At 57.8% G+C, this 13,480-nt stretch carries 10 protein-coding genes; 3 read left to right on the top strand and 7 right to left on the bottom strand.

Features of this window, described 5'->3' with window-relative positions; all coding sequences use genetic code 11:
• Positions 1 to 56: 56 nt before the first annotated feature.
• From IEX44_RS04740 to IEX44_RS04725, 4 genes are all read right to left on the bottom strand, one after another.
• Positions 57 to 473, bottom strand: coding sequence for a hypothetical protein (locus IEX44_RS04740; RefSeq protein WP_188689543.1), 417 nt, complete (start codon positions 471 to 473; stop codon positions 57 to 59).
• A 43-nt stretch (positions 474 to 516) separates the two neighbouring features.
• Positions 517 to 1,290 (bottom strand): COG4705 family protein, encoded by a 774-nt coding sequence (locus IEX44_RS04735; protein WP_188689541.1) that lies wholly within the window; start codon positions 1,288 to 1,290, stop codon positions 517 to 519.
• Positions 1,291 to 1,618: 328 nt separating this feature from the next.
• Entirely contained in the window at positions 1,619 to 3,082 is a 1,464-nt protein-coding gene (locus IEX44_RS04730) for a serine hydrolase domain-containing protein (RefSeq protein WP_188689538.1), read from the bottom strand.
• Positions 3,083 to 3,668: 586 nt separating this feature from the next.
• Entirely contained in the window at positions 3,669 to 4,355 is a 687-nt protein-coding gene (locus IEX44_RS04725) for a substrate-binding periplasmic protein (RefSeq protein ID WP_188689534.1), read from the bottom strand.
• A 282-nt stretch (positions 4,356 to 4,637) separates the two neighbouring features.
• On the opposite strand from IEX44_RS04725, the gene IEX44_RS04720 reads away from it, so the two are divergent.
• Positions 4,638 to 6,836: an alkaline phosphatase family protein gene (locus IEX44_RS04720; RefSeq protein WP_188689531.1), complete on the top strand. Its 2,199-nt coding sequence runs from the start codon at positions 4,638 to 4,640 to the stop codon at positions 6,834 to 6,836.
• Between the two features lie 15 nt (positions 6,837 to 6,851).
• On the opposite strand, the gene IEX44_RS04715 is transcribed toward IEX44_RS04720, so the two are convergent.
• Positions 6,852 to 7,316, bottom strand: a complete 465-nt coding sequence (locus IEX44_RS04715; protein WP_188689528.1) for an Lrp/AsnC family transcriptional regulator — start codon at positions 7,314 to 7,316, stop codon at positions 6,852 to 6,854.
• Between the two features lie 194 nt (positions 7,317 to 7,510).
• Here IEX44_RS04715 and IEX44_RS04710 point away from each other — a divergent pair, with 194 nt between their 5' ends.
• A complete protein-coding gene (locus IEX44_RS04710) occupies positions 7,511 to 9,460 on the top strand; it encodes a UvrD-helicase domain-containing protein (RefSeq protein ID WP_188689525.1) in 1,950 nt (649 codons plus the stop codon).
• 13 nt (positions 9,461 to 9,473) lie between these two features.
• Here IEX44_RS04710 and IEX44_RS04705 read toward each other — a convergent pair whose 3' ends face one another.
• Both IEX44_RS04705 and IEX44_RS04700 read right to left on the bottom strand, forming a co-directional pair.
• Positions 9,474 to 10,067 carry a GNAT family N-acetyltransferase gene (locus IEX44_RS04705; protein ID WP_229678754.1) on the bottom strand — a complete coding sequence of 198 codons (594 nt, stop codon included), beginning with the start codon at positions 10,065 to 10,067 and terminating at the stop codon, positions 9,474 to 9,476.
• Positions 10,068 to 10,148: 81 nt separating this feature from the next.
• Positions 10,149 to 12,161 carry a M13 family metallopeptidase gene (locus tag IEX44_RS04700; RefSeq protein WP_188689521.1) on the bottom strand — a complete coding sequence of 671 codons (2,013 nt, stop codon included), beginning with the start codon at positions 12,159 to 12,161 and terminating at the stop codon, positions 10,149 to 10,151.
• A gap of 256 nt (positions 12,162 to 12,417) precedes the next feature.
• Here IEX44_RS04700 and IEX44_RS04695 point away from each other — a divergent pair, with 256 nt between their 5' ends.
• Positions 12,418 to 13,398 (top strand): questin oxidase family protein, encoded by a 981-nt coding sequence (locus IEX44_RS04695; RefSeq protein ID WP_188689517.1) that lies wholly within the window; start codon positions 12,418 to 12,420, stop codon positions 13,396 to 13,398.
• Positions 13,399 to 13,480: the final 82 nt, after the last annotated feature.

Genomic DNA, 13,480 nt, shown 5'->3' with positions numbered 1-13,480 from the left:
CGGTCTTTGCCTGAGCAAAGACCGGCTATGCAGTCAGCAAATGCGTGTCGCTGCACTTACGCCTTGCCGCTGGCCTGATCCATGGTCTGAATCAGCGTGGCCAGTGTCTGTTTGCAAAGGTCCAGGTCGGGTTTGTCTGCGCGCAAGGCGGCCAGGGCCTTGTCGATTGCGCTATCCACTTTATGCCAGGTGGCAGCATCGCGTGGTTTGAGGCCTGCTTCGGCTTCGTCCCAGGACACCTCCAGATCTTTGATGCGGCTCTTGCCACCGGACAGATCGCCTTTGTTCACCCGTGTTTGTACATCGACTGCAATGATGCGGAATGAAGAGAGATCGCCAAGTTTTGATGGTGCCGCGGCTGCAGCGGGTGCGACCAGTGGAGAGGCGACGGGCAGGGCGATGCTCAGGGTTGCGAGTACGAACAAGCCTGCCAGCAGCCGGGTACTCCGGGGGCTTGGGGTGTGAGGTGCCATGGGATACTCCTGGTTGGATCATGTGGAATGAATGGAAAACGGCTTAGTGTGCGGGGTCGGTATGCATGGCCTGACGTTGCGCAATGGCGACCAACGCCACAATGACCAGCAAAAACAAGGCACTCGTACCCATCGCGCCAAAGCCCAGGCCGCCATACGTCGTGGCTTGAGATAACAGATCTCCCAATGCGGCACCTAATGGACGGGTGAGGATATAGGCCACCCAGAATGCCAGGGTGGCGTTGGCACCGAGTTGCCAGGCCGCTGCCGTGAGGATGATCAGCACACCAAAAACAAACACCCCCCACTGAAAGCCCAGTCCCAACGCCTCAGTAGCCAGATCACCCGCGGCCGTACCTAACGCAAAGGTGCAAAGGATGGCGGCCCAATAAAACAGTTCACGGGGCAGGCTGTTAATGTCTTTGATAGAAAGCGTGCGTTCCTTGCGATACCAGATCGCAAAGATCAAACCCAGCAAAATGGCAAACACGGCCGTACTCAGGTACAGGCTGATGCCAAGACCATCCGTCAACAGATCGGTAATTTGCGTTCCGACAATGCTGACCAGAACGACGGTCAGCCAATAAATCCAGGGAATGTGCCGGCGGCTTGTCAGCTGCAAGCCCAGCGCACCAGCCAGAAACAAGGCCATGGTGCAGTTGGTGACCAATGTGCCAAAGCCGGCGTTCACGGCCAGGAAATCGGCACCGGTTTCACCCACCGTGGTGGAAAGAATCTTGATCAACCAGAAGGCAAAAGTGACAGCGGGGACTTTGTTGGTCCAGCGAGTGGTGACTTGCATAGCGGGTCTGGCCATTGCGAAGAGGGATGTGCGCAATGTGCATGAGCGAACTTAGGTGGGGCATAGAGAGGGGACGCGGAGTGGCGTCGGCGCGGTTGTTTGCAACCCGGTGCTGGCCGGAGTACGTGACTTTCTTTGGCTTCGCCGAGGGATTCGGCCAAAGAAAGTAGCCGAAGAAAAGTGACATCAACAACAAGGACCAGCGCGGCGTCAAAGATAGTCCTGATTCCGCTGACCATCAGTTTGCAGGGATCGTTGGCTGGCTTCACGACCTCGCCATGCCGGCCAAGCCAGAGTCTGACCCGGCTGTCATAGCCAGGCCAGACCCTCCCCGCTATTCGGATCAATGCAGGGCTGTCAGCAGTGCATTCAAAAACGTCGCCTGCTCGTTGTACGGATCGTCGGCGCTGTTTTCCGGGTTTGTTGTATCGCAGCAGGTTGGGCTGGGTTTGTCCCAGACAGACCACTGCACGACGACCAGGTGCTCACGCTGGTTGATGGCAATCAGCTGGCCAAATGCGCCTTGCGCTTCGAAGGTCCAGTCGCTGACGGAGTCCGGTTGTCCTTGTACGGGGCTTCGAGCCTGAACGGGCACGGCACCGGCCGGGTTATCGGTATTTTGTAGCGGAGCACCAATGTTGACGTAGATCGGGCTGGCGAAGTTGGTGGCACCGACCTGGTTGTCATCGTAGGCCGGGGCGAACCACCACATATAGCCGTACTGGCCGTTGTCGGCGTAATACGGCAGGGCAGAGGCCATGGTCCAGGTGGTGGCGCCACGCATCCAGTGCTCGGGTAACGTGCGGGTCCCATCGGGCAGACGCCCGTTGTTCATGACGTAAAGTCCCCAGCGGCCGTAGTCGTGCAGCGTGGCGTTAAAACCGCCCGCCCCGAATGACACGCCATTCCATGTCCACCAGTTGCCATTGGCTTCCATACCAAGCGGTTGCCACAGCTTGCGTTGCATGTACTGCGCCAGACTCAGGCGGGTGGCGCGCTGGATGGCCAGCCCGGTCAGAAACGCTTCTCCGGTGCTGTAGTTGAATACCGCGCCAGGCACTGCATTGACGCCAGTGGCCGGGTCAATGGCATGCGGACGGCTTGCCAGCAGGTTCAGCGCACAACTCGGGGTATTCGTGCCGGAGTTGTTCACACACTTGAGCAGGGTAGAGATGTCCGAGTTCGGGTCCAGGTAGTTCTCGTTCCAGGCAACACCCGATGCCATATGCAACATGGCACGCAGAGGCACGCCTTGATAGGCGGTGCCATGCAGCTCAGTCACGTACATGTCGATCGGGTCGTCCACGCTGGAGATATACCCATCTTTGATGGCCATACCCAGAAGCGTGGAGGTGATGGATTTGGCAGCGGATTTACTGTCCCACAGTGTCCATGGCGTGATGCCCATGGCATAGCGTTCCAGCGCGACATTGCCATCTTTGAGTACCAGCAGCGCCGTGGCCTTGCTGTGCTTCATGTAGTCGTCCACGGTGTTGCCGGTGTGTGGCGTGCCGTTGGCATTGCTACCGTACTGATAACGCAACTGGTTTGCCCGCCAGATCTGATCTGGCCGGGCTGGCCAGAGCGGGGATATCCAATAACCGCGCTGCATGTTTTCAGTGCTGAACAGCTGGGCGCTGTGGCTGAAACCGACGACTTTTTGCTGCGTGGTCCAGGAGAACATGTCTTGCGGGTTGGGCAACGGTGTGCTGGCCACCTGGGCGGCCGTGATGTCTGCTGCCAGCGCGCTGGTGGCCAGGAGCAGGCCCGCGCTGAAAAGACCCGTGTATTGGAGTAATTTATTCATTTTGACCTCGTGAATTCAAATCTTTAAAGCAAGCCCACCCCCGTGATACGGGTGCGTATCTCACTGGAATGAAATTGGAGTTACAAAACGCGATGCATCTGGCAAAGTATTTCAACGTATTTTTTATTGTTCTGGTTTTATGGTTTGTTGCTTTTTGCAATACCCTTTCATGGCAGCACTGACGCATTCAAGCGAGTTGAATGATCTGCCTGCGGGTGTGCGCTGTAAGGTTTTTGGCCGGGGCGTGGGTTCGCAGTGTGTAGGCCAGTTCTGACCTGCGCGATGCTGTGACAACTGGCGAACAATCTGCGTTGTAGAAAATGCTTTCGTCTACTGTCAACTGTATCAATGACGAACGTAAAGACGCACACCGTTCCCTGTGTAATCAGGCAGGTTGTTAGCGACTTGATCAGACAAGCGGTCAGTACTTTGCAGTGCGCAACAAAAAAGCCACATGGATAAACCCGGTGTGGCTCTGTCAGATTTGAAGCGAAAAGACAGCTATACAAGAAGCCGGATTGAATTGCCGCCGAAATGAATTGCGAAATATTAATTAATTAACTTCGATAAACCGGCTATTTATCCGTTAACGTAATCCATAGCGCGCACGAATTTGCGCGAGCGTGCCATTTTTTTCCAGTCGGGCTATCGCGGCATTCAGACGATCAATATCCCCCGACGTTGCGGCTTTGCGGCTAAGCATTAAATGCACGTCATCAGCAAAAACCGGCATGTCCAACGGTGTGACAGAGATATTCTGTTTATGTGCTTCCCACAGCAAAGCGGCCAGATCCCCCAGGATTACATCGCCATGACCGGCTTTGATCATGCGTATGCCTTGCTGGAAATCCTCAAAAAACACCACCGACGACGTCGCTTGCATGGGGGCCAGGTTGCTTGCGTAGTCCTGGCCATACCAGCCGCTATTGGGGCTGACCAGCAAGACCTTGTTTGCACGCAAGTCCGCAAATGAATGGAGGTTAGCGTAATGGGGCGCTTTGGCTGTCATGGCCACCAGCGAGGCGACTTCGCGCCGATAGGGCAAGGTGAAGAAGCTGGTTTTTTCACGCTCTGGTGTCTCTGACGCAGCCAGCAAAAGAGTGAGCGCGCCCTCTTCATACATTTTCTGCCGGCGCTTGCGCGGGACTTCATCCGTGATGATCAACGTACAGCCTGCTTCGCGGAAAATGGCTTGAGCCAGTTCGATATCCAGACCGGCCGGCTTGCCAGCGGAATCCGCATAGACATAAGGCGGCCAGGTTTCCAGCGCCATGGTAAATGGCTTGCTGCAGGCCGCCTCCGCGGCCCCGGTCAGGACCAACAATGTGAAGGCCAGGCGGCGCGCCCAATGCAAACAGGGTTGGCGGTCCAATAGGGTCCCTCGTAGGGCGGATCTGATTGTTTCGAGTATAGAAAGCATCAGCGGAACCAGAGTGGCCTGCGCGCCATTTGCCCGACGCAAGTTGTCATTGGACGGGCATGTGCTACACCACCATGCATTACCCGGGCCCGGCCCGGCACAACAAAATGGTCAAGCAGGTGGCGGGAGGGCAGCATGTTCCAGATTTCGGTGGTCAATGGTTCAAAAACCCTGTCTGACCGCGATATACAGCGGGCGATACGGGCCATCAATCGGCAAATTGCGGAAGACTTTGAGCCCTTCTGGGCCTTTGGCGGGCGCTTGCGGCTGGACGCCAGCGGGCTAGACGGACGTGACCCGCGCAAACTGGCAGAGCTGCGTGGGGATGCCATTCTATACGTGCTTGATTCGGCGCGGGGCGGCGGCTTTCTGGGGTATCACGATCGTAACGTCACGGGCATCCCTTTTGGCTACGTCTTCCTGGATTTATGCCGCGAACTGGGAGATGAGTGGACCACGACGCTCTCACACGAGTCTTTGGAGCTGATCGCCGACCCACAGTGCAATTTACTGGTGCAGGGGCCGCACCCGGCCAACCCGCAGAGCATTGTTTATCACTACTTTGAAATGTGCGACGCCGTGCAGACGGTCACCTACGTACTCGATGGTGTCACGGTGTCTGACTTTGTGTTGCCGGCCTATTTTGCCAACAGCGATGCGGGCGCACGCACCAGTTTTTGCAGCGCGCCGCTAGATCCGTTTGGTGTCACCCCTGGTGGGTACATCGGGTTCTTTGATCCGGCTCTCAACGCACCTGATACGTTTTTTGCCAATAACCAGACAGCCGCCAAACGGTGGGCAGTCAAACGCAAACATGGGCTGGGCCGGGTGGCGCAGCGCGGTGCCATGGCGGCGCCGGCCGCCGCGATGCCAGACCCGATCAAACACGTGGTTGTGCTCATGATGGAAAACCGCTCGTTTGACCACATGCTGGGTGATTTGACGACCGCCATTCCTGGCCTTGATGGTGTCGCCGTGTCTAACCCTGGCCGCAATACAGATAGCGTGTCGGGCACCGTCTATACACAGCAAAACACGGCGATCGACATGGTCGGTAATGATGGCAAGTTCTTGCCCGCGCACGAGTTTGTCGATGTCCAGCAGCAAATCAGCCATCAGATGGGCCATTTTGTCGATAACTACCGCGCGGGGCCCGGCAAGGATCTGGACCCCGTTGAACTGGATACCCATCTGCAACAAGTCATGAGTTACTTCAAGGAGGGCGATTTGCCGGTGCTACACACGCTGGCCAAAAACTACATGGTGTGTGACCGCTGGTTTTCCTCCTTGCCAGGCCCCACCTGGCCCAACCGCTTTTTTGCGCACTCCGGCACTTGCCTGGGTGAACTGTTGATGCCAAGCCTCGGCTCGCCGCTGACCTGGCCTTCACTGCTCAAAAACTACAACCAGGACACCATTTATGATCGCCTTTCTGCCGCGCAACCCCCGGTAAGCTGGAAGATCTTTCATGATGGTTTTCCGCAAACGGTGTTGCTGGGCAAAGTGCGGGCGCGGGATTGGCATGAGGCCTACGGCACCATGGATGATTTCAGGACGGCCTGTGCGGGCAAGGCGGCTGATTTCCCTGCGTATTCGTTTATCGAGCCACGCTATTTTGATAACGGCAACGGCACGGAAAACGACCAGCACCCTTCTGCCGGGGTACAGAAGGGCGAGAAACTGATCGCTGACGTCTACAACACGATCCACAGTCATGACGAGCTGTGGAACAGTACGCTGTTGATCATTACGTGGGATGAACACGGTGGCTTTTATGATCACGTCTCGCCGCCTGCCACGGTCGCGCCGGACAATACGCTTTCTACATCCCCGCCGTTTGACTTCACCCAGTTGGGAGTGCGCGTGCCGGCGATACTGGTGTCGCCCTGGGTACCGGCGGGCGTGGACCACACGGTTTACGATCACACCAGCATTTTGCGTTATGCCTGTCGCAAGTGGAATTTGCCGCTGCTGGGCAACCGGATGAATCCGGCCGTGGCCGACAACAAGGTATGCGGCAACTTTGCATCGCTGATCTCGCTGGCCGAACCCCGTACAGAGTTGCCGGTGCTCACGCCGGCCAACGTTCCGGTGCCACCGCCAACGGTGTGGGATGACGCGCGCGAGTCCATGCTGAAAACTGCAGAGATGATCTTGCGTCCGGCAACGCACGGGTTGCTGGGCGCCGCTGCCGCGCCTTCCGGAGTGGCGGAACCGGCGTTGACGGTAGAGCAACGGGTCGCCGTGGTGGACCAATGGTTGTCAGACAAAGGCGGCGCGCGCTCACCCAAAGGGGCCACTCCCAAAGGCAAGAAGCCGCCCAAAGCAGGGTAGTTAGTGAGTCGTGAGTTAAAGCAGTGGCAACCCGCCAAAGGGTTTGATTTCACCCATGGCCAACATCGAATCTACCGCCGCTACGCCAGGCAGCACACGCAAGACGTCGTGTACGAAATGGCCGTAGTCGTCCATGTCTTTGGCGACAATCTGCAGCAGGTAATCAGCGCTACCGGCAACACTGTGGCAAGCCACGATGCGCTCGATTCCCTGGATTTCATGTTCGAAGCGATCATAGAGCGTGCGATCGTGTTCGCCAAAATGCACCAATGCAAAGGCCAGGACGCCCAGCGCCAGTGCTTTGCGCGATAGCACCGCGTGGTAGCTGTTGATATAGCCGTCGCTCTCCAGTCGCTTGAGCCGTCGCACACAGGGGGTCTCGCTCAACCCGATGCGTTCGGCCAGTTTGGCCAGTGAAATCCGGCCATCCTGCTGCATCAAGCTCAGGATGTGACGGTCGTATTGATCCAGCGTATCCATGTCTTTTCCCTGGTTTTCGGTGTGCCCGGGTGTGGCGCTGCCCGAACTGCCTCGAAAACACATCATATGACCGCTTGGCCCGGTTTGCCGGTGCGGCAGCCGCTGGGGGCAGACTGGAGGCTGGATGGCGCTGAGACACCCCGCCGGTTTTCAGGTACCGTGTACCCCGCCAGCAACCCCGGTTTTAGATAGAAATGAGCGATACCCTCCGGCTTTCCGACGCCCAGCAACACATCATCCAGGCCGTAACAGATCTGGCCCGCGGTGATTATCAGCAGCACGTGCTGGTTGAGGCGGGTGCAGGCACCGGCAAGACCACCACGCTGGTGGCTGCGCGTGAACAGCTGATTGCCGAGGGCAAAGGGGTGCTGACGCTGACGTTTTCCAATGCCGGTCGGCAGCGTTTTGCTGATGTTCACCTGGCGCAAACTGGCCATGCTTTGCCCCCCAAAAGTGTGCTGACCTTCGATGGCCTGGCCTTTGAGGTGCTCTGTGGCGCGGTGGAAGGGCGTAATTACTCGGGTGATGGGTTTTTCACCCGTGAAGAAATCCGTCAGAACGCCATCAATGAAAGCGACCAGTTGCTGCAACTGCTGGCCGAACTCGTCGCGGAACTTAACGACCCTTGGGAAGGCGATATTCCCGATCGTGAATCAGATTTGATCGACCTGCTGGAACTGATTGGCAACGCACGTATTGCCAATGTTTTCCGCGATCCGCGCATGTATGCCGATGAAGAGGGCCTGGAAGAATACCAGGAAGCCGAACGCACCGAGTTCTTGCAAAGCCTTGATTTACCGCCATGGTTTTATCACCTGTTCAGCCGGTTTGAGCGTTTGCGGCGTGAAAGCCGGCACCTGGTTGGGGTGGAGGGTGCGGCCTATGACCTGGCCGGTGATCCACGCGCGCTGGTGCGTTATGTCTGGGCAAACCGTATCAGCGTGATCATGGTCGATGAATTTCATGACACAAAAGCCTTGCACTTTGAACTGTTGAACGTACTGATCAAGGCCGGTTGCCGCCTGGTGCTGATTGGCGATCGCCATCAGGATCTCTTTGCCTGGCGCGGTTTGCAGCCGTTCTCGGCGTTTGATAGTGCTGCCAGAATGGCCGGTGTCACCACACTGGCTTTGCCACGCTCCTGGCGCTACGGCCACCGTATTGCGCAGATGGCAGACCGTATTGTGCAGCGCCTGCAACCGGGCGCCGCGCGTATCACCGGCCCGCGTGCGCAATCCGGCAAGTTGCTGGCAGTGCCTGACCTGGCCGTCTGGTTGGCCCAGAGTGCGCAGCAAGGTGTGGCACTGGCGGACCACTGCGCCATCTTGCCGACGCAAGCTGACTGCATGATGTTGCAACTGAAGTTATTTGATGCCGGCGTGCCATACCGCCTGGTGGAACGGGTACGGCATTTCTTTCAGGGCTATGAGTTCCGTGTTGTCCGCGCGCTGGCGGTGTTGTACAGCCGGCGTTTTGCGGCTGAGGCACCGTTTCACGTCAACAGCATTTATGCGCTGGATGTCTTGATGAACGTGCCGGCGCTGGGGCTGGATAAAGAATCTCGCAGTGACCTGCGCGCAGAACTGGGACTAGACGGTGTACGGCGCATGGATGGCCAGCGTTTGCTCAATGCCGATCCGTTCACCTTTGGCCTGGTGCTGGACAAACTGGCCGAATTTTTACCCCCCGTCCTGACCACCGGCCAGGCGTGGCCGGCATGGCTGGCGCTGGCTGTTCAGCACTTGCAACTGCATGCTTTTTTACATCAACGGGCCCAGCATCCGGCCGCCGGGCGCCAGTCCGGCCTGTTGCTGGATGAACTGGTGCGTCGGTTCAGCGTCGACATTGCGCCAGCGGTACAAGTGCAACAATGGGACGAGGCGATTGAACGCTTTGTGCGCCAGCGCAGCAACGCCAGTGGTTTGTCGCTGACTTCGGTGTTACACGCCAAAGGCCATGAATACGCGCGGGTGTTATTGCCCATCGGGGCTTCGGGCTGGCGTCGACACTTGCTGCAACCTGCTGCGGCCAGTTGGCGAGAACTGTATGTGGCGGTCACGCGTGCGCGGGAAGGCATCATGCTCGAAACCACCGATGAAGGTGACGCGCTGGCCCAGGAAGTACACGGCATCTTCGGCGCTTAAGAGGCCGTTCGCATTAAACCCGTACCGTTGCCGGATTGATCAGCGACGTCAGGACGTGGTCTTCCCACTGTCCGGCAATACACAAATAACTGCGCGCCAGCCCCTCCCGCTCAAAACCCAGCCGTTTGAGCAGTCGCCCACTGCGCTCGTTCAAAGGCATATAAGCCGCCATGATCCGGTGTAGTCCGAGTTCGTTGAACACATAGTGATTCGCCGCCTTGAGCGCTTCCAGCATCAAGCCCCGGCCTTGCCACGCAGCGCCCAGGCTGTATCCAAGATTGCAAGCCAGAAAGGGGCCGCGCACGATATTGGTGTAGCTGCATTTGCCCACCACGCTACCCGTAGCTTTGTCGTGCAGCACCAGATGAAGTGCGCTACCCGCGGCAAACTGCTCAATGGCTTGCTGCTGGCGCTGCCCGTAGCTCTCTGGTGCGTACCAGTTCAGATCGCGTATGGGTTCCCATCGTGCGAGATGACGGCGGTTGACGTCATCAAAGGTAGCCAGCAATGGCGCATCTTCTGGTGGTGGAATATCAAGCAACAAGCGGGCTGTGGTGATCTGGATCGGGCTCATGCGGGCGGCGGGTATTGTGCGGGCGTGATTCATTTATAGGCGGCATCAAAACAAAAACCGGCTTGCGCCGGTTTTTGTTCTGGTCAAACGGATGACCAATCACAACACGCAGGCTTACCAGAGGTGAATGCGCTGCTCTGGTGCTTTGTACATCTTGTCCGTTGGCTTCACATCAAACGCACTGAAGAACGCGTCATTGTTCTCAGACGCGCCCACCGCACGGTAAGGGTTTGGCGAATGAGGGTCCGACTTCAACAGTTGCAACTGGAACGCATCGCGGATCTTGCCGCGCCAGACCTGGGCAAACGCCAGGAAGAAGCGCTGATCGCCTGTCAGACCATCAATGACCGGCGCAGACTTGCCACCCAATGCCAGGTGGTAAGCCTTGTAGGCAATCTGCAAACCGGCATTGTCAGCAATGTTCTCGCCCAGTGTGAGCTTGCCGTTCACATGCTGGCCTGGCAGCGGCTCATAAGCGTCATATTGCGCGACCAGCTTGTCGGTCAGTGCGGTAAAGCGTTTGCGGTCTTCCGGTGTCCACCAGTCATTCAGGTTGCCCACGGCATCATAGTGACTACCCTGGTCATCAAAACCATGGCTGATTTCGTGGCCGATCACCGCGCCAATCGCGCCATAGTTGGCGGCATCATCCGCAGCCATATTGAAGAAGGGCGGCTGCAAGATAGCGGCAGGGAAGACGATCTCGTTCTGCGCCGGGTTGTAGTAGGCGTTGACGGTCTGCGGTGTCATACCCCATTCCGTGCGGTCTACCGGCTCGTTCAGGCGCGAGAGTTCGCGGTGATACTCAAACTGCGCAGAGCGTTGCACGTTGCCAAACAGGTCGTCCGGTTTGATCTCCAGCGCAGAATAGTCACGCCATTTATCCGGGTAACCGATCTTGAGCGCGTAATGCGCCAGCTTGTTCTGCGCCGCTTTTTTGGTTTCCGGCGTCATCCAGGTGAGCTGGCTGATGCTTTGGTCATAGGCCTTCATCAGATTGCCCACCAGATCCTGCATGCGGGCTTTGTATTCCGGCGGGAAATATTGGGCGGCGTATTGCTTGCCAATGGCTTCGCCCAGGCCGTTTTCTGTAGCGGATACCGCGCGCTTCCAGCGAGGAGGCTCCTGCGGCGTGCCAGAGAGGGCAACGCTGTGGAACTGAAAACTGGCGTCAGAGAAATCTTTAGGCAGGATGCGCGCTACGGCGTCCAGTTGACGGGCCTTGAAATACGCACGCCATACGGTAGCCGGCTGATTCTGTACCAGCTTGCCCAGTGCAGTGGCGTAAGTGGGCTGCGCCAGATCGACTTCGGCTACTTTGCCAAAACCAGAGGCATCCAGGAACGAGTTCCAGTCAAAACCCGGTGACAGCTTTTGCAGTTCTGCCACGTTCAGCTTGTTGTAGGTTTTGACCGGATCGCGGTTCTCTGCCTTGCTCCACTGGGCCTGGGCGAGGGCGGTTTCCAGCGCGAGCACCGCTTTGGCTTGTGCCTCAGCGTCTTTCTCTCCCACCAGGGTAAACAGGCGGGTCAGATAGGTTTGATACGCGGTGCGCGCGGCCGCAAAGCGGGCGTCGTCGATCAGGTAATAGTCGCGATCAGGCAGCCCCAGGCCGCCCTGACCCGCGCCGGGGAAGTAACGGGTGGAATCCTTCGGGTTAATCTCCACCGAGATATTCATGGGCTGCGGGCCCGGGTTGGGTTGTACTTCGCCCATGTACCGTACCACGTCGGCCGGGGTGTTGATCTGGTCAATGCGGGCCAGCAGCGGTTTGACCGGAGTCAGACCGTGTTTTTCGATGGTCGCTTCATCCATATAGCTGGTGTAGAAGTCGCCAATCTTGCGCTCGTCGCCGGTGGCAGTCTTGTTGGCTGCGGCGGCTTCCAGAATCTTGCGTGAACGCTCCAGCGAGGTTTCGCGCAGTTCATAGACTGCGCCCCACAGCGGTTTGTCGTCCGGAATTTTGGTGTTTTTGATCCACGTACCGTTGGTGTGCAGGTAAATGTCATCCTGCACGCGTACGCTCTTGTCGAAATTCTTGAAGTCGATACCGGAAACAGGCTCTGCATACGCATGCAGGCTTAACAACAACGCGCTGGTCAGCGCTGCCAGTTTGAAGTGCTTCATCGGAGTCCTTGATCGGGATGGTTTACCAGTGCCGCGTTGTGAGCGGCCGGTGGAATTCACACCTGCCGCCATCTTTCCAACAATCCGTTGGTGCGTATACAAGACTTGTCAAAACCAAAGTGGTTCTCGTTACTGATGCAACAATCCATAGACAACCTGCATCATTACAACTGGCTTTCCGTTATCATCCCACCTCACCCCTACACCGGGCACACCGCCCGGCGCCAGCCACCCAGACCCCACGAGGAGAACCGGCATGCTGAACCAGTTATTGACCCGGTCTGCGCAATACGCGCCCAACTTTGGTCCTGGCCTGGCCAATCATTTGCCCATGGCATTGATCGCGCTGGCACGTCTGGGTGCAAGTGATGCCCGTCTTGAAGCGTATTTTGACGCCTATACCAAACAACTCTCGCCACTGGATGCATCGCCTGGTGCGATTGACCCAGAATTCTGGCAGCGTGAACTGGGCCAGCGACAGTACTACACAGCCTATCGTGACTATTTTGCGGCGCAGCTGGCGGCAGACGGTGTAGATGCCGTGGTGCGCCGGCACATTCACGATTTGCTGCCAGGCATTGGCGGGGCGGCGTTTCATGGTGTGATCCGGGCTGAATACGCCCTTGCCAGCGGCAATCCGGATGAGATGGCCTGTGGACTGGCGTATTGGGCCAGTAACGCGGGCAAGCTGGCAGACTGGCCGGTACCCATGGCACCGCCGCAAAGTGATGATCCTTTCACGCTGGTCTCACGCCTGTTTGCCCCGGAGTTCGCGCTGGATCCAGCCGGGTTCATGATTTCTGCCAAAATGCGGGAGGCAGTGCGGCTACCCGCATTTGCCGAGGTTGTCGGCTGGCTGGAGGTCGGCCCGGCAACTTTGCAAAAACTGGCGGCTTACGCGGCAGAATGCTATGTGGCAACTGGGGATTTTACGGTGCTGCATCTGGTCACCAGTGCGCATGCCTTGCGAGGTCTGGCGGGCTGGATTGATGACATGGACACCGCGGTGCGCTGGTATTGGCAGGCCTACGCGGCAGGGGTACTCGCCAGCGGCATCAGCGGCCCGGCACCACATGTTGCTTTGCCAGAGAAACCAGACTGGGCACCGATCATTGCAGCCGGGATTGCGGCAGATGACGAGCACGTGATCAAACTGATCGATGCCTGCCGGGAGGATGACTCGGCCTATGGCGACGGTGCTCATGTGCTGGCAGCCCGGCGGGTCGCGCAGCGTTAGCGGCGGCGCCGGCCGCTCATACACCCGAACCCGCAAAACAAGCATTTATCGCTGACGCCCATATATACCTCGCCATACGCAA

This window comes from Silvimonas amylolytica (assembly GCF_014645555.1).
Taxonomy (GTDB): Bacteria; Pseudomonadota; Gammaproteobacteria; order Burkholderiales; family Chitinibacteraceae; genus Silvimonas; species Silvimonas amylolytica.
This window is presented reverse-complemented; position numbering and strand designations above follow the sequence as displayed.

What these genes read in the sequence shown, in the direction of transcription:
- IEX44_RS04740 (WP_188689543.1), bottom strand. Translation starts at nt 473, where the DNA reads ATGGCACCTCACACCCCAAGCCCCCGGAGTACCCGGCTGCTGGCAGGC.
- IEX44_RS04735 (WP_188689541.1), bottom strand. Translation starts at nt 1,290, where the DNA reads ATGGCCAGACCCGCTATGCAAGTCACCACTCGCTGGACCAACAAAGTC.
- IEX44_RS04730 (WP_188689538.1), bottom strand. Translation starts at nt 3,082, where the DNA reads ATGAATAAATTACTCCAATACACGGGTCTTTTCAGCGCGGGCCTGCTC.
- IEX44_RS04725 (WP_188689534.1), bottom strand. Translation starts at nt 4,355, where the DNA reads ATGGCGCTGGAAACCTGGCCGCCTTATGTCTATGCGGATTCCGCTGGC.
- IEX44_RS04720 (WP_188689531.1), top strand. Translation starts at nt 4,638, where the DNA reads ATGTTCCAGATTTCGGTGGTCAATGGTTCAAAAACCCTGTCTGACCGC.
- IEX44_RS04715 (WP_188689528.1), bottom strand. Translation starts at nt 7,316, where the DNA reads ATGGATACGCTGGATCAATACGACCGTCACATCCTGAGCTTGATGCAG.
- IEX44_RS04710 (WP_188689525.1), top strand. Translation starts at nt 7,511, where the DNA reads ATGAGCGATACCCTCCGGCTTTCCGACGCCCAGCAACACATCATCCAG.
- IEX44_RS04705 (WP_229678754.1), bottom strand. Translation starts at nt 10,067, where the DNA reads ATGAATCACGCCCGCACAATACCCGCCGCCCGCATGAGCCCGATCCAG.
- IEX44_RS04700 (WP_188689521.1), bottom strand. Translation starts at nt 12,161, where the DNA reads ATGAAGCACTTCAAACTGGCAGCGCTGACCAGCGCGTTGTTGTTAAGC.
- IEX44_RS04695 (WP_188689517.1), top strand. Translation starts at nt 12,418, where the DNA reads ATGCTGAACCAGTTATTGACCCGGTCTGCGCAATACGCGCCCAACTTT.